The organism is Enterococcus sp. AMC1252, assembly GCF_058216515.1.
In genome coordinates this window covers 1,069,159-1,087,123 of the sequence record NZ_CM177097.1, presented here as the reverse complement: position 1 = coordinate 1,087,123, position 17,965 = coordinate 1,069,159, and the positions used below count along the sequence as shown (strand labels likewise).

Genomic DNA, 17,965 nt, shown 5'->3' with positions numbered 1-17,965 from the left:
AAAACTTGGGATTTTTGGTTTATATCATTCGCTTTTAAAAATTTTCTATATTAAACTTATACATAAGAAATACTCAACTTTTACATAGTAGAATTATTTACAAGTAATGCAATCATTTTTCAGAATAATCAGGAAGGATAACTATAATGATTTTTCATTATAGCGGTTTTTTTATATGAACAGATTATTAGGTAAGGTCATATTGATTACAGAAAGCGACAGCAGCATTGGTGCTACAACCGCTAGATTAGCTGCTAAAGAAGGAGCAATTGTTGTTTGTACCAGTAAACACCTAGATAGACTCTCTACTGTTATTTCGCAAACACGTCAAACTGAAGGAATTGTAGCTACTTTTCACCATGACGTAAGTTCTGCAGAAAGTTGGCGAAAGGTCATTTCTGACACGATTCTTAACTACGGAAATATCGATGTTTTAGTCAATAACGCTGGGATTTCCTCTCCAAAAATGATTTTGGATCTATCAACTGAGGATTGGAACAAAATTCAAGCAGTCGATGTGAATAGCCTTATATATGGCTTGAATGAAGTGATTCCACTAATGATAAAAAATGGTGGTGGATCAATAATCAACATCTCATCATTAGAAGGTTTAGCTGGATTGCCTAATAGTAGTCCATATGTTGCAGCGAAAGACGTAATTCGCTCTATTTCACTCGATGCTGCATTTGAATATGCCAAGCATAACATTCGAGTCAACTCGATTTGTCCTGGTATTATTGATACACCCATGATAGAAACAACATTCCCTAATATCCGACCTAATTATAAAAAATCTGTCCAATTTCCTTATTTGGGCAAACCTACTGATATCGCTAATGGAATTATTTATCTGGCATGTGACGAAGCTAGTTTTGTGACTGGTGCGGAACTGGTAATTGATGGCGATAGAGTGGTTTTATAAAACCACTTATTTAAATTTTAAAGGTCAGGCATCTAACGATAATCGTTAGATGCCTGACCTTATACTTTTACTAAATACCTATTCACTGATATCGATCGTTTGATTCATCGTTTCTAAATAGCTAGAATCTAAAAATACAACCCTTAGATGATTCTTAGCCTTTTTCAGATCAAATCGTGTAGAGGCTTCTTTTTGTTTCAAATTACTAATGTTTACATCAAATAAATTATCCCATAAAGCCTCCAAGGGAAGTTGCTTCATTGCTTCTTTGGGTAGATAAAATCGTAAGACAGAGATAAAATCATCATATTTTTTATCCAAGACATCGATTTCTAGAAACTGTCTTATATAAAACTCGTAAGCCGAAAGTCCTTCGTCGATTGCCATTTCTGGATTTAATACACGATAATTCATCATTTTTCGGCTCTTCTCATCTATCCATGGAAAGTAAGCTTGTGCATTCAATATTCCTCTTGTACGGTTTACTACATATTTTTGGTGAAGCTTATCATAGCTTCTAGTAACAAAATATGTTGCATTTTTCTTTTCAACCGGTTGATAATAACTATTTTGGTATTGAACCGTCTGTGTAACATCCTCAACGAAAGCATATTCAATATAAGGAGGACGTAAGACCCCCGTTCCATTATTCCATGCCAATTGATCAAAGCCCATTTGATCCCTAAATAAGCGCTGATATTTTTGGTTTACCGGTATCTCCCACTTGAAAGGGTCATTGAATAAGGTTACTTTAACCACTTGATTATCAATCTCATCCACTGCTTGGACTTGTTGTACTTCCAAAAAAATCGGCTTAGGAATAATTTGATAGTAAAGACTTGAATAATACATTTTCCAACATGAAGTTAGACACAAACCTTTAAAATAAAGATCGTAGCCCGCTAAATGATTACAATCAATGATTACTGTTTTATCGTTATTATACCGCTTTGGAAGTTTAGCAATTTCACTATCCGTTTCAAACGTTCTTTTTTCAATCGATTCAACATTATTATACAAATACTCATCTAGTGAGCGAATATATCCATAGATGCCATTTTTAACCATTCGGGTGTCGCAATAATCTTCAATCATCGCTTTATTTTCTAGAAAAATACTGCCATCTAGAATCGTCCGTTCGTGAAGATTTAACTTAGAAATATGAAGCTGAAATTCTCCGCCTTGACTGTTCACTTTAATCCATAAATTTTCTTCTTTTGTAAGTTGTTGAATCCGATGAATGATTGTCGGCAAATCAAACGTTTGTATTTTTTCATCCCCAAAATGATAAGTTTCAGGTATTGTCACAATACGTAAAAAACTTAACCAATCAAAAACATCCTGCTTCAACGTTTCTAAAGAAAAATCGGCCCGAGAAGCCACCATATATATTTTCTCAGTTTTTTTCATTTACTCCACCCCATTCCTTTAGATAAGTATAACGAAAATAAAGGTAGACTTCATCTAATATACTTCCAGAAATATAAAATTGGATTTAAAACATAAAAAAGACAGCTTATTTCTTCCAATTCAGAAGAATTAGAGAGAAGTCAGCTGTCTTTCTTAGATAGGTACTATTACGCTAATTTATTTTCATCTCCAACGATACGATTAATCAAATAAAAAGACAACGTTCCAATCCCTATAATTAAAATTGCTAAATAAAAGGCATACAGTTTTGAACCAGTGATATCAGAAATTTTACCTGTCAATGAAGGCACAATAACCGAAGCCGACATACCAAAGAAATTAAATACTCCATACATCGTAGCAATACTGCCTTTAGGTGCTGATTCTCCCAACCATGAAATGATAATCGGTTCGACAGCTAATTTTCCAAAAAAACCGTATGCCATAATGCCTAAGACTAAAATTGTCTGATTTGTTGTCGTGACAGTAAAAAACAATACACTAGCAGCTAACAGTTCAAGCAAGATAATTAGTTGGACTTTCTTCATAGGAATTCTGTCTGCGATCCGACTAAAAATAAGTGCACCTGGTATTGCTGTAAAAAATACCAATGACGAAGCTAGCCCTACTGAAGTTCCTGAAAAGGCTTTTTCCGTTTCTAAAAAATTAGGTAGCCATGTATCAATCAAATAATACGTGTACAAAGTTGAAAAATAAAGTATATACGCAGAAATCATTCTAGGTTTGAAAAGGGCTTTGATTGACGTTCGTTTTTTCATCTCCGATTGTGAATTGATTGTTTTTTTAGGTTTTTCCAATCGAATAAAATGAAAAAACATAACTACTGATAAGAGAATCAGCGCAATCGTGGCAAAGATCAACGCTTGCCAAGGTAATAGTCCAGTTCCAACTAAATAACTGGAAGATATTAATCCTAATCCGCTACCGATTGCTGTACCACTATTGACAATTGCCGTTGAGAGGCTTCTTTTAGATACTGGCACATATTCCGCAGTCAACGAATAAGCTACACCATAATATGTACCGCAACCTAGACCCGCTAAAACACTGCCGATAAAAACGACCCCCATATTTTGTGCCAAACCGACAATCAATGCTCCTAAACCAAATAATAAAAAGCCAGGAATCAGAATTTGTTTTTTGCCTAATTTATCAACTAACATTCCTGAAGGTATTTGCATACAAACATACCCTAAAAAATAAAAACTTGAAATATGACCCAGCTGAGCATCAGTTGCACCACCAAAGTAAGCACTAATAATCGGATAAATAGGGGTCAAAACTGTTCGATAAATCCAAATAACGATCCAGCCAATCGTCAGGATATAAATGATTTGTTTCCAATACGGAGTTTGTCCATTCAGTCTTTTTCTTTCATTCATAGTTCACGCTCTCCTTTATTAGGCTAAATCGCTAAATGAGTCGCTTTTCTATTCTTTTTCGCAAAATGAAGAAAGATCAGACAATAAAAATGAATATTTTCATGTCTGATCACTCTGTTACACTATTAATTTAATTACTTCTTGATAAATGCACCAACGAAATCAGCTGAAACACCTGCTTCTTTTGTATAGATAACATGCCCTCTTAAAACAGTTTGTATAACTTGAGCACCTATTTCGCGTCCGATATAAGGACTGATTTTATTACGGTATTCCAAATCCTCTGCTTTTAATGTATACGGTGCATTTGGTTTAATTAAAACAAAGTCAGCATCTTTTCCAACACTAATTCGACCCTTTTGATCCAAATTATATCGATCAGCTGGATTTGTCGCAATAATATCAGCAAATTGCTTCAATGACATTCCTCTTTTTTGAACCCCTTCATCAAATAAAACATCTACATTATTTTGAACCCCAGAGATTCCGCCCCACGCTTCAAACGCATTGTCTTTATCTTTTAAATCAGGTGTACACGGTGAATGGTCAGAAGTTACAAAATCAATTTCTCCTGATAAAACTTTTTCCCACATACCATTTTGATTTTCTTTATCACGAATCGGCGGTGAGCATTTTACGACTGGACCGATTGCATCTAATTCATCTGTATCAAAGTAAAGATAGTGGGTACACGTTTCACACGTTACATCAACACCAGACCTTCTTGCCTTTGTGACTTCTTCTACACCTTCTGGACAGGCAATATGGCAAATATGGATACGACAGCCCGTTTCTTTAGCCAATAAAATCGCTCTGCGAATAGGTTCAACTTCAGTGAAGACTGGACGGCTTTCAACGTAGGCTTTCAACGTTGTTTCTCCATTTTTATAGGCAATCTCGCCTAATTTGTCTGTAATTGCAGCATTTTCCGCATGAATTGCTAGAACCTTTCCAGTCTTAGCAACTTGTTTCATTCCTTCGTAAAGAGAATAATCATCGACATTCATAAAATCACCATCAATACTTCGGTCACCACAAGTTGCCATGAAACACTTATATGCCGCCACACCGCCATCATCTAACTCTTGAATTCCCCCTTCAAGATTAAATGGGACCAAACCACCAAATGAACCGACATCGGATTTTAATTTCCCTTTGCCTGCGTTATATTTGATTTCTAATGACTTGCCATCGACCGTAGCAGGTACTTGGTTTAATGGCATCTCCATAAACGATGTTACCCCTCCTTTTGCACAAGAAGCCGTACCTGTGATATACCCTTCCCATTGATCACGATACCCACCACCAGGATCAGTAATGTGTACATGGGCATCCACCATACCAGGACTAACAACTAAGCCTGATGCATCAATAACTTTATCCGCTTCTCCTAAATCATTTCCAACTGCTACAATCACTCCATCTTTTACAGCAACATCCGTTTTGACTTCCCCTGATTCCAAAATAACTAAACCATTTTTAATCATTAAATCGTAACTCATTTGCTTTCCTCCTAAATTTAAAAGCTAAACAGGTTCACTGCGTAGCTAAATAATATACAATAAAAACCGTTCACTCTACCTTATCATTATTTTTTATCAAATAATTTCCTTAACGCCAGATACAAAACGAAAGCTGACACAAAGCCGGATATCCAAGAAATATCTGAAATCACTTTTAAAGCTGGAATGAAATTACCACTCAAACAAATAACCAATGCCACAACTGTTGCAGCATAAGCTGGCTTATTTAAACCTTTGTAAATATTATGACTATTATCAGCCTGTTGATCCATATACAATTGATTTAAATCGATCTTCTGCTTTTGAACAAAATAGTAATTAGCAATCATCGTTCCTGCAACTGGACCTAATACTGCACCAATAGTATTTAGGAAAATAAAAATACTATCAGCATTTTCCATTAGTTTCCATGGCATAATTAGAAAACTGATCACACTGGCAAGTAAAACACCTTTTTTATAGTCAATCTTTTTAGGAAACAATGCGCAAAGCTGATAAGCCGCTGGAATGATATTCCCTGTTGCATTTGTAGATACCGTTGTCAATAAGAATACTAGCATCGCTATAATGATTGCAAATGAATTATCCCAACGATCAACAATGTTCAAAATATTCCACTCTTGAATTCCGTATCGGATAGAACCACCGATTAAAATCACAACACTCGAGAAGGCAAAAATTCCATATCCAACCAAAAAACTAGCTGTTTGACCAATTGTTTGGTCTCTAGTTGATTTCGCATTTTGAGTAAAGTCTGACACACTTGCTCCTGGTGCCGCCCAGACTGCCAAAACCGAATTGATGATCATGAAGTAAACAAATACTGGTGAAATACTATGAGTCGCTCCTGTAACATCATAAGTTAAAATTGGTCCTAAACCCCCGGCTGCTCCAATCGCCCATATGGCCATTCCACCAAATACAATATATATCAGCGGACTCAAAATCGCTGTAAACTTATTTAAAATCTTTCCTCCACCAAAACCAATCAACATATTAACTGCCCAAAAAATCGTAAATGCAATCAATCCTGGAATAGAGATTCCTAAAATCATCGTATCTCCACCAAGAGTTAAAAAGCCTGGCCAAATCTTGCCAATCAAAATCAACAACGCCAACGAACCAGTATAATTTTGTAAGCCAAACCAAGCAATCGCAGCTACACAACCTCTAAGAAACCCAGGAAGTTTTGCACCGATGTCTCCATACGTTGAGCGTAAATGAATCGCAAAAGGAATGCCGTATTTCGATCCAGCTCGTCCATTAAACGTCATAAACAAAGCAACTGCCAAAGCACTAATTACTAAAGCTAACATGATATTGATCGGAGAAAGACCTAAAAATAAAAATCCTCCTACAGCTGTATAATTGGGGATATTATGAACTGAACCCATCCATAGTGTAAAATAGTTCATTTTTCCCATCATTCTTTTGGACAACGATTTTGGAAGTAAATCCTCACTATAACCGCGTTCTCTATAACGTTGAAGTTCTTCTTCCGTGATTTGGTAATCTTGGTTTTCCATTATTTCGCCTCCTTTTAAGCGCTTACATATATATAGATCAATTTTAATTAAAAACACAACAAGTAACAAGTAATAAGATTCTTTTATTAAATAGAGCACTTAGGTAAAATAACCCTTGAAAATCAGCTAATCAATCCAATTTTCAAGGGTTATTTCATTTTTCCAACATTTTTATCTATGCATTAAATATGTCATAATCTAGTTCTTTTTCATCTGCCGCAATAATTAAAGCCACAGTTGTATCAGCATCCACATTTAGTAATGTTCGGAACATTCCAGAGAACCAATCGATCCCTGCTAAAAGTGCAATGCTTTCTGTTGGTAAACCTAGCATAGGCATAACTGTCGCCAACGCCACTAAACCACCACCAGGTACGACAACCGTACCTAAACAGGCTAACGTTGATAACAATACAGCTTTGATAAGCTCCCCCACTCCCATTTGAATATTATAAAATTGAGAAAAGGTTACGATGGCTAATGACAAAAACATTGCCAAGCCGTTACTGTTCAATGTCATACCTAAAGGCATAACTAATTTTGAAATACGATCACTAATGCCTAATTTATCTCGACCATCTTCAATCTGTATAGGTAAGGTGATAGCCGATGAGGTTGTTGTAAATGCAACAATTGACATTCTCCACATATTTTGTGCTAGTTTTTTCACACTAACTTTACAGTATAATGCTGTTATTAGTAACCAAACAACTAAAAATAGGAGTGCACTAATGGCTAGTGTCAATAAAAATTTCATCAACGTTATCAAAACACCTGTACCAATGGTCCCTATTACAGGAGCTATCAAGCAAAAAATTCCGATTGGAGCAAGTTTCATAACCAATGTTACCATTTTTAAAATGACATTATTAAAAGCCGAAACAACATCAAGTAAAATCAAATTTTTGTCTTTATCTTTAATTAAACTTAAAGCTAAACCAAATAGTAAAGAAAAGATAATCACTTGTATCATATTCGCTTGCGCCATTGCTTCAATAATATTTTTAGGAATAAAATCAACAATGATTTCTTGTAAACTTTCTGTACTAGCTTTAATTGTTTCAGTTTCAAAACCACTGACTTCCAGCCCTTTTCCTGGCTGTATCAATAAACCAAACAAAACACCTATAACTGCTGCCAAAACAGTTGACCCCATAAACCATATAAATACTTTCAAACCAATCTTTCCAAGATCTTTTGCTTCCAAACGTCCGACCGCTTCAATCACGGCACCCATGATCAAAACGACTACAGACATTTGGATCAAACGTAGGAATAAGTCCCCTACAACTTTGAACGATTCGACCTTCTCTTGAAAGATGATTCCCACTACAACCCCTAATATAGTCGCTATCATCACTTGATTTGTCATACTTATATTACGAATTTTTTTCATGGCTGGCTTCCTCACTTTAAACTACCAACTAACAAGTCATACAAATCTAATTATCAGAATTGTTGTGTAACTTATGCATTTTTCTTTTTATTTAGGTTAGCTAATAAGAATAGGATCGTCCCAACTACTAATAAGATGACTGAAATATAAAAGCCCATTACTTTTGAACCAGTCGCATCTGAAATTGAACCAGTTAATGTCGGTGCAATAACTGATGACATCATTCCAAAGAAGTTAAACACACCAAGTGTTGTCCCAATTCCAACTTTCGGCGCATTCTCACCCAGCCACGAAATAATAATCGGCTCTACTGCAAGTTTTCCTAGGAAACCATATAGAATCAAACTAATCAATAAAAATGTTGAATTAGTTGCTTGCACTGTAAACAGTAACATTGCTGCTGCGAGAAGTTCTAAAACCACAATAAATTGTACTTTTTTATGCATATATTTGTCAGCTAAACGGCTAAAGAACAATGCTCCTGGGATTGAAGCAAATGCAACTAATGATGCAGAAAATCCGATAGCAGCTCCTTCAAAACCTCTTTCAGTACCTAAAAAGTTGGGTAACCATGTAACTGTCATATAATAGCCGTAACAAGTTGCAAAGTATAAAATATAAGCGAATAACATTTTTGGCGCGAATAATTTTTTGATTGACACATGTTCTTTTTCTACTACAGGTGCGTCTTCTGTTACTTCAGGAGCTTCTGCTGCTTCAGATTGTGCTAAAAATTCAGCATCTTCTTTATTATTACGAATAATTAAAATAAACGCTATTAGCATAATAACAATCAATGCAACTGAGATATACATCATTGTTTGCCACGGGAACTGCAATTGAACTACTAAGAAACTAGATAAAATCAACCCTAAACCTGAACCAACAGCTGACCCACTGTTTACAATAGCAGTTGAAAAACTTCTTTTTTCTTTAGGAATATTTTGTGATGTTAAAGAATAAGCTGAACCATAGAAAGAACCACAGCCTAAACCTGCCAAGACACTACCAAAATAAATCATTGAGATACTTGTTGCTTGAGAAATCAAGAAAGCAGCAAGACCAAAAACAATAAACCCTGGAATCAATACTTTTTTCTTACCTATTTTGTCAACTAAAAATCCTGCTGGAATCTGCATAGCAACATATCCAAAAAAATAACAAGTTGAAATAAAGCCTAACGCAGTATCGGATATATTACCACCAAGCGAAGCATTGATTTGCGGATATGCAGGTGATAAAGCTGAACGATATACCCATATCGTTACCCAACCAGCACATAACAAAATAACAATTTTTTTCCAATAATCCATTCCTGAACCCTTACTTTTTGCATCCATGTCTTTTCCTCCATATGTTATCATTTATATGCATAGAAATAAAAATGTTTGTGCACTTTTTTATCTCCAACATACAGATAAATAACTTCTTATTCATTTCAATTGTAAGCGGTAGCAAATTTTCACGCATCATTATTTTTCACAAACTTGTTAAAAAGTTTGTGCAAAGCGAACAACCAATTGCTCTTTCACACAAACAATTTAACTTTATTTTTATTTTCGATATATAGTTAAGGCAGCTTTCACAGCTTCTCCTTTAGAAATATCAGCTCCGTAATAGTTAAGAGCTCCTTCAAGAGCAGATAATACATGAAGAACATTGGATTTTCTACTACTATAGCCCATATTACCTATACGCCAAACTTTTCCTTGTAAATCCCCGAAAGAAGAAGCAATCTCTACAGCGAATTCATCCAACATAAGTGCACGAACCTTTTCTCCATCAATCCCTTTAGGAATCATAATCGGTGTAACTGTTGGCATTTTCGTTGTTAAATCTCCATAAAAACCTAAGCCCATAGCTTTTATACCAGCAACGATTGCCTGGTCATTTAGTGCATGTCGGGCATAGACATTGTCCATACCTTCTTTGATCATCATTCTAAGGCCTTCGTGAAGCCCATAAATCATGCTTGTCGCTTCAGTATGATGATTGATTCGTTCTTCACTCCAATAGCGCTGTAATTGGCTTAAATCAAGGTAATTACTACTAATGTGATTGGCATTGCGAATATCTTTGCTTAATCCTAATTCTTTTTGGTAACGACTAGTAAGTACTTTTTCTACTCGATCATTATAGGTAATTAAAGATAGTCCTGAGGGAACACTCACACATTTCTGTGTTCCAGCAATAGCGATATCTACACCCCATGCATCGACTTCAAGAGGTACTCCACCGTAAGTCGCAACCATATCTACAACAAAGAAGATATCGTTTGCTTTGCAGTGTTGGCCGATCCTTTCCATTGCTTGCATTTGCCCATTAGCTGTTTCACCATGAACCATAGCAACAATTTTTGGTTGGAATTTTTCAATTTCATCAATGACTGTTTCTTGATCAAATGGCGCGTCCCATTCTTTTTCAAGATAATGAATCTCTGCTTTGGCACGCTCACAAATTTCACCTAAAAGATAGGCGAAACGACCATATACCGGAATTAAAACTTTATCTCCTGGTTCGATCAAAGCAATCAAAGCTGCTTCTAAGCCAGAACGAGAGGTTCCGTCGATTGCAAATGCTTGCTCATTTTTTGTGCCGAAAGGAATCTTGATCATCTCTTTCACTTCATCCATAATTTGTAAAAAGGCTGGATCAAATTGACCTAAAATAGAAGCAGACATCGCTCTTAAAGCTACTGGATGAGCCTCAACTGGTCCTGGTGTCATGATTGTTCTGCTTGGTACAGATATTTCTGAAAACATAACTATTTCCTCTTTTCCGTTTTAATTTCATCCTACCCTTTAATATAAAAAAGTCATTGTCACTTTTGAATAAAAAATTAGAATTTTCGGTTATTCTGTACAAACCTTTCTTGAATCTGCATGCGCTATCATTTAGAATAGAGATAAGTAAAAATGTACAGCAAAGTTAGATTTGATATTGCATGATGACAAATGGCTTAAACAGAACGTTATTACCATGTATTCATCTAGCTTCGCAGACTTGTTCCGACAGAAAAAAGATAAAATAGGCATGTGCCAAAAGCGCCACCCTCTTATTTTCCTATTTTTCTGTTGGAACCAAACGAGCCCGCTGCGCTTTTAATATTAGGAGGAAATCCATTGACTACTTTAGAAGATTTATTAAAAATACCTAGATTTTCCGATCTAAAATTATTAACTCATCCAACAAAAGCCAATACGATTGTTGAAAGTATTGAAATTTCTGAAACTCCTGATGTGGCAGATTTTATTCCTAAAAAGATTTTTCTTTTAACAACTGCGATGGTTTACAAAAACAATCAGAAAGATCTGATCAGCTTGATTGATTCTTTAAAAGAACAAGAAGCTGCGGGAATTGGTATAAAAGTTGGGCGTTTTATTGAATCTATTGATCCAGAAATAGTGGCTTATGCAGATAAAATCAATTTTCCTGTTGTCCAAGTTCCTAGTACTCAACCTTTAGGCGCATTGTTACACCAGCTCTTAAATTATTTATGGGATACAAAAACAGAACAACTAAGCTATGCTTTAGACATCCAAAAACGTTTCTCTGATTTATTGATTCACGATGTAAGTATCGCACGCTTTATCGCTGATTTCGGCAAAATGATCAATACTCCTGCGATCCTATTAAGTCCTTACCGTAAAGTGATTGCTCATTCAAAACATTTTACTCAAACTTCAAAACCAGCCGAGTATTATGTTGAACAGTTAGTCAATAAATATGAAAGTTGGACTGAAGATAGTCATGCATCATTTATGATCAAAGACCTAAACCAAGCGCCACTACAAATCGCTGGATTCTCTGTTACCGTAAATAGCTATTTCCCACATTATTTATTGATTTTAAACCCAGAACAAGTTCCATATCCGATGTCCGAATTCGCAGTAGAACAAGCTTGTCTAGTCTTATCATTCATGTTGTACAAAAATCAAAAAGTTCAAGAATCTCTGGATTTTCTTAAAAGTGACTTCTTAGGACAATTAGTTGAGTACCAACAAACACCACATCAGTCTAGACGCGATTGGCTTGACCTTGGTTGGAATTACGGCCTAAAGAAAAGCACTCAGTATCAAATCGTATATGCTGTTTGTAGCCAAACAACTGAAACCGCAACAAAAATCAAATACCAACAAGAAGAAAGTGACGTTGCTTTCCAGTGGTTACAAGAAACTTTACCCTTGCGAATCAAAGATATTAGCATCTTCAAAGTAAAAAATACAGATCACTTGGCTATACTAATACAAAGTAGAGTGGACGATTTAGATAAAATTTTAACTGAATTATCCTTGGAATTATCTAAAAAACTTCCAATTACTTTAACTTTTGCTTTAGGAAATTTATACGAAACAATCGAGCAAATTGCCAGTTCCTTTATTGAAGCTAAAACCGCTTATGAGGAGATGTTAACTATGACAAATGGGACCTTAACTCATCGCTATCACCCTAAAGGAATGAAAAGTTTATTTGAAAAAATGAGTCTGGAAGATATTCATTACTTCTGTGAGACAACTTTAAAAGAGCTTGCTTACCCTATTGAAGATTCGTTTATTGAACTCCGAAAAACCTTACAGTGCTATTTAAGTTTTCAATGTGAAATTTCAAAAACAGCTAAGGAAATGTATTTACATCGTAATACGATAAAATATAGAATCGATCATTGTGCTAAATTACTTGGAAAAAGCATTCAAGATCCAACGAATAGTTTGAATTTCCGTTTAGCTTTAGAGTTATCTGAACGGTCTAATCAACATCAGTAGATGAAATAGAAGTTGAAAGAAGAGCTGATCCCTTCTTTCAACTTCTATTATTGTATTCGTTAACCTGTGATTCTTGTCCCTGCTCTACCTAATAGTGCTTGATCTGCTTCTTCTAATGAACAAATGATTGCTGTCTTACCTTGTGCGGCAAAAGCAATTGCAGCTTCCATTTTTGGTCCCATGCTACCATCAGCAAAATGACCCTCGTCCATGTATTGTTGTGCTTGTTTTACAGAAATAGTCTCTAACTTTTCTTGATTTTCTTTACCATAATTGATATAGACATTGCTGACATCTGTCAACATCATAAAGACATTTGCATCGATTTGTTCGGCTAATTTTTTCCCCGTGCGGTCTTTATCAATAACTGCTTCGATTCCCTTTAGTAAACCATCTTGATCACGGACTACAGGGATTCCACCGCCACCGCCTGCAATCACAATTGTATTTCTACTTAGTAAGTTCACAATTGCATCAACACCATGAATGGCTTTGGGCTGAGGAGAAGGTACTACACGACGGTAACCACGACCAGCATCTTCCATCATTACCCAATTTTTTTCTTGCTCCATTTGTTTCGCTTCTTCTTCTGAATAGAAAATTCCGATTGGTTTATTTGGATTATCAAAAGCCTCATCTTCAGCAGAAACTTCAGTTTGAGTCAGCAATGTGATGACATTACTTGTCAATCCTTTCTTTTCCAATGAATTTTTTAAACTCTGTTCCAACATATAACCAATGAAACCTTGTGATTCAGCATTACATACATCTAAAGGAAATGGTGGAACCACATCTTTTGCCTCTTCATTTTGTCTTAAAATATTCCCAACTTGCGGTCCATTACCGTGAGTTAAAACGATTTCATAATCAATTTCTTCTATTTTTGCAACCAGCTCTGCGCTGACTTTGACATTCTCCAATTGTACCTCAAGTGTTGCTTCTTGGTTTGGTTTTAAAATTGCATTGCCTCCCAATGCTATTACGACACGATTTGCCATAAAAATCCTCCTTCAACTAAATGATTTGATTGTTGTTAAAAAGCCTGCCAATAAATCAACACCTGACGTATGTCCTACTGAAATGACTGTTTTAACTTGCTTTTCAATTTGTTCTTCATTGTTATTTGTCGTTAATGCCTCAACTAATTTAAGTACTGGTTCACTAAACCGCTCTGATAATGCGCATAACAAATAATGCTTGCTGATATCTGTTGTCACCGATTGTTCCGACGACAGTTCAGTAAGTAATAGATTGATTAAGGTTGAACTTTCTTTAGTCAGTAAAAGTCTTGCAGCAAGATGTCCGACAATCATATCATCTCCTGAAGGTGTTAGCCCCACTCCTCTACCTAAAAGAAAATTTAGCCCTAAATTTTGTTGTGATCGATCAAGTGAACATAGTTGGACGATTGCTTCTTGAAATGGATTCAACTCGTTTAAAAACTGAGTTACAGAATGTTGACTACCAGTTTTTTTCATTAGTGATTCTGCATAAGAAAATAGGCTGTCTCGACTCGTTTCCACTAATTTCCCTTTAACCTCAACGACTGACGAATACGTTTGTCCCTGTGTCAGTAATAGATGATTTTTCGAAAAATGTATATACTGTTTTTCCCAAACAACTGCTTCTCCAACTTCAATTGTTGACAATAGTTTTGGAAAATCGATATCTTTCACATAAATTCCATTTGGCATAAAAGGATAGTTAGTGGTCGTAATGACCACTAACTGTTGCTTCCTCTCATCCTGAATATTAAAACTATTTTTATATTTGCTATGAACATGCCATTTTCGTTCTTTAAATTCATCATGCAAAAGAAACTGATCAATAAAACAAGCATTAACAAACAATATCTTCACCTTTTATTCTGTAAAACCTAATTTTTTTGCATAAGCTAAAACAGCTTTTTCAAAACAGTCGATCGGCGGTGTTACTGTTCCAGCACCGATTTGACCTAAACCAGCTTTTTTATTTGCGATTCCAGTATTGATAACAGGAAGGATTCCAGTTTCTACAACTTTTCGAGCATCGATTCCTAGACAAATCCCTTTAAAATCCCATGTTGGAACTGGGAAATTAGGGTTAGTGTCAATACAAATTTCTGTCATTTCATTACTTGTATTCAACGCATCGTAGAAACCTCCTGAACCAACGAAACGAGTTACTGCTGGTGCCGCAATCATCGCCATACCACCGACACCGAAAGTTTCAGTGATCGCACTATCACCCATATCAGGCGCAGCATCAGCTTCACTAAAGCCAGAGAAGTATAAACCTTGAGGTGTATTAACTGGTCCTGTAAACCATTCATCACCCATCCCAGCAATGCGGATACCAAATTCATAGCCGTTTCTACACATTGCAGTTACGATCGTTCCTTCTTGAATCTGTCTTGCACCATCCATAACAGCCTTCGCAGAAGCCATCATGATGTTTAGGAAAAATTGATCCGTATCTGCTAAGAATTGAACGACTTCTTCACGTTTTGCCTGATCGATTTCAGTTAAACCAACAATGATTGGTGCCATTTCCTTTAAGAAAGCTAATGATGCAGCAATATTACGTTGATGGAACTCATCGCCCATTGCAATTGCTTTAGCAACTAATACATTGACATTCAAGCCATCTTCTTTTGTTTTTAATGCAGCACTTAAAACAGGTGCTAACGTATCTCTCATCCATCTTAGACGGTTGATTACTTCATCAGAATATGCACCAAAACGTAAAACAGCACCAATTCCTTCATTCATTGTACAGAATGCACGATTGCCATCTGTTTTATTTTCAACAACTAAAACTGCCATGTTCGCAGAAGTGATACCACCCATTGGTCCAACTGCATTCACATGATGACATGGAATTAGTTTTACTTCACCAGATTCCAACATTTTTCTAGCTTCTTCTTCTGTTTCACACCATTCTTCAAATAACGCAGCACCAACACACGCTCCTTGGATTGGGTCGACCATTTTATCATAAGTAATTGGAGGTCCTGCATGAAGAAGAACTTTTCCTTCGTTTAATTCTTTGATTACTGATTTTGCTGAAACTACGTCTAGTAAGAAAGGAGAACCAGCAACGATTTTTGCTGCTACTGCCTGATTTGCTTCATCGATAGTTTTATATGACATTTTGATACTCCCCCTTATTTACCTAATTCCACTTTATTTAAGAACTGTAATGCTTTTTGCAGTGTGATATTTCCACCTGCAACTGGTTGCCAATCATATTGAACAACTTTCCCACCATGATTAATGATCGCTTCAGAGAAACTACGTAAACCGACATTGATAAATCCTTGATTCGTCAATAACGCTAACATCTCTTCAGTTGGTTCAATTGCGACTGGAGTTACTGCTGCTTGAGCTTCGATTGCTTTATCTGATTGAGTTAACGGATGATCTAAAATAGCTAAAGCTAAACGAACTGCTTGAGCGTTACTATCACAAAGAATCACGCCGGCATCTCTCATGATCGTTTCTTGCTCATGGATATTTTGAGGATCTTCATCAGTTCCGACAATTGTGCTGATTACAAATAATTCTCTGCCGTCTTTTGCCGCTTGCGCTTTGATTTCTTTAATCGTTGGCGCTAACTCTTGCGCCATATTTGCATGAGACCCATAACCTAATACAACATCTAGTAAAATAATCGCTGTTTCAGGATCTTTCCCTGCTTCTTCAAGCATTTCTTTTCGCTTAGTTGGATCGATCATTGGATGTGGTTTACCTTGTGTGTAAACATCATCACCTAAGTCAATAATTTCATGTCCATGATTTTTTAAGATAAACCCTTCTGGCGCATGTTCCTCACCAGTTAATACCAACCCTTCTTTGATCAGCATTGCTGCCTCGTATGCAAGAGTACCTCCAGAGTATAAACCTTTAACATATTTTTGTTCAGGTTTAAAAGAGTGTGCAGGAACTGTTAATGTTTCTTTTACTGATTTAACTGCTTCTTTATTCAATAATTGAACAGCTGTTTGCGCAGCTTCTTCTAATGTATAAGCACGATAAAGATTTTCTTCATGAGAGGTTGGTTTTTCACCTAAGAAAATTGTTACAGCTGGTTTAGAGACACTTCTCAACAAGTTTAATACTTCATCACGAACTTCTGGTGCAGGTGGTTTAGAGATTGCAACGATCACTTCTGTATTCGGATCTTTCTCTAAAGTCATAATACTATCTTTAAATGTGATTCCACCGATTTCTGCTTTCAAATCACGTCCGCCAGTCCCTATCGCATTCGTTACACCGGCACCTAATTTGTGGATGATTGTTGTTACTTCTTGAATACCAGTTCCAGAAGCTCCGACTACACCGATTTTTCCTTTACGAACAGCGTTAGTAAAGGCAACAGGAATACCGTTGATAATTCCAGTACCACAGTCAGGTCCCATTAATAAAAGTCCTGCCTCATGTGCTTTTTCTTTTAAGCGTTTTTCATCTTCGATCGCGACATTATCACTGAAACAAAAAACGTGTTTGCCCTCGTCTAAGACTTTTTCAATTTCAAGTGCTGCATGTGTACCAGGAATAGAGAAAACAACCACACCGGCATCTTTACCAAGCTCAAAGGCTTTGTCCCAAGTTTTTACGACTTCTTCTCCAGTAGTGTCGCTGCCGCCTTTCGTTTGCTCTTCTAAAAATACATCGATTTCTGTTAAAACTTGATCGATTAATGAATCATCTTCGATATCTAAAACGATCACCATATCATTTGATGATGCTTTTTCTAATTCGTCAGTGTACAATCCACCAGTTTTAAAGATATCTTTATTAGCAGGTGTGCCCATCATTACTGAAACATTTTGAACGCCATCGATTGTATTTAATTTGTTCGTCAATAACATCAAGACAATAGAATCTTGATAGCTATTTGCTTTGATAATTGTGTGCAGCATTGAAATTCCTCCATCTGTTTAAAAGTGTAGCGGGCTCATTCGGCTCTGAAAGAAAAACAGGAAAATATGTTTGTGTTGTTCTGTATCACAGATATATTTCATCATTTTCCCGAAGACCT

General features: G+C 36.1%; 13 protein-coding genes. 2 read left to right on the top strand and 11 right to left on the bottom strand.

Translation table 11 applies throughout. The annotated features are described in order from the left end of the window. Nucleotides 1-175: 175 nt before the first annotated feature. Nucleotides 176-922 (top strand): SDR family NAD(P)-dependent oxidoreductase, encoded by a 747-nt coding sequence (locus AC4BB5_RS05020; RefSeq protein WP_490458281.1) that lies wholly within the window; start codon nt 176-178, stop codon nt 920-922. 78 nt (nt 923-1,000) lie between these two features. Here AC4BB5_RS05020 and AC4BB5_RS05015 read toward each other — a convergent pair whose 3' ends face one another. From AC4BB5_RS05015 to AC4BB5_RS04985, 7 genes are all read right to left on the bottom strand, one after another. Further along, complete coding sequence (locus AC4BB5_RS05015; protein ID WP_490458280.1) at nt 1,001-2,332, bottom strand: hypothetical protein; 1,332 nt, start codon at nt 2,330-2,332, stop codon at nt 1,001-1,003. A 167-nt stretch (nt 2,333-2,499) separates the two neighbouring features. Beyond that, nucleotides 2,500-3,735, bottom strand: a complete 1,236-nt coding sequence (locus tag AC4BB5_RS05010) for an MFS transporter (protein ID WP_490458279.1) — start codon at nt 3,733-3,735, stop codon at nt 2,500-2,502. 134 nt (nt 3,736-3,869) lie between these two features. After that, nucleotides 3,870-5,237, bottom strand: coding sequence for an allantoinase AllB (allB, locus tag AC4BB5_RS05005; protein ID WP_490458278.1), 1,368 nt, complete (start codon nt 5,235-5,237; stop codon nt 3,870-3,872). Nucleotides 5,238-5,323: 86 nt separating this feature from the next. Next, entirely contained in the window at nt 5,324-6,784 is a 1,461-nt protein-coding gene (gene allW, locus AC4BB5_RS05000; RefSeq protein ID WP_490458277.1) for an allantoin permease, read from the bottom strand. 175 nt (nt 6,785-6,959) lie between these two features. Further along, nucleotides 6,960-8,180 (bottom strand): dicarboxylate/amino acid:cation symporter, encoded by a 1,221-nt coding sequence (locus tag AC4BB5_RS04995; RefSeq protein ID WP_490458276.1) that lies wholly within the window; start codon nt 8,178-8,180, stop codon nt 6,960-6,962. A gap of 71 nt (nt 8,181-8,251) precedes the next feature. Continuing rightward, nucleotides 8,252-9,520: an MFS transporter gene (locus tag AC4BB5_RS04990; protein WP_490458275.1), complete on the bottom strand. Its 1,269-nt coding sequence runs from the start codon at nt 9,518-9,520 to the stop codon at nt 8,252-8,254. A gap of 213 nt (nt 9,521-9,733) precedes the next feature. After that, a complete protein-coding gene (locus AC4BB5_RS04985; protein WP_490458274.1) occupies nt 9,734-10,942 on the bottom strand; it encodes a pyridoxal-phosphate-dependent aminotransferase family protein in 1,209 nt (402 codons plus the stop codon). Nucleotides 10,943-11,302: 360 nt separating this feature from the next. On the opposite strand from AC4BB5_RS04985, the gene AC4BB5_RS04980 reads away from it, so the two are divergent. After that, nucleotides 11,303-12,943, top strand: coding sequence for a PucR family transcriptional regulator (locus AC4BB5_RS04980; RefSeq protein WP_490458273.1), 1,641 nt, complete (start codon nt 11,303-11,305; stop codon nt 12,941-12,943). A gap of 59 nt (nt 12,944-13,002) precedes the next feature. On the opposite strand, the gene arcC is transcribed toward AC4BB5_RS04980, so the two are convergent. From arcC to fdrA, 4 genes are read right to left on the bottom strand one after another with little or no spacing between them, the layout of a single operon-like run. Next, complete coding sequence (arcC, locus tag AC4BB5_RS04975) at nt 13,003-13,941, bottom strand: carbamate kinase (RefSeq protein WP_490458272.1); 939 nt, start codon at nt 13,939-13,941, stop codon at nt 13,003-13,005. A 12-nt stretch (nt 13,942-13,953) separates the two neighbouring features. Beyond that, entirely contained in the window at nt 13,954-14,793 is an 840-nt protein-coding gene (locus AC4BB5_RS04970; RefSeq protein ID WP_490458271.1) for an oxamate carbamoyltransferase subunit AllH family protein, read from the bottom strand. A 12-nt stretch (nt 14,794-14,805) separates the two neighbouring features. Then, the gene (locus AC4BB5_RS04965) at nt 14,806-16,074 is read right to left on the bottom strand and encodes a YlbE family protein (RefSeq protein WP_490458270.1); all 1,269 of its coding nucleotides are present in this window, start codon (nt 16,072-16,074) and stop codon (nt 14,806-14,808) included. A 14-nt stretch (nt 16,075-16,088) separates the two neighbouring features. Next, nucleotides 16,089-17,846: an acyl-CoA synthetase FdrA gene (gene fdrA / locus AC4BB5_RS04960; RefSeq protein WP_490458269.1), complete on the bottom strand. Its 1,758-nt coding sequence runs from the start codon at nt 17,844-17,846 to the stop codon at nt 16,089-16,091. Nucleotides 17,847-17,965 lie beyond the last annotated feature (119 nt).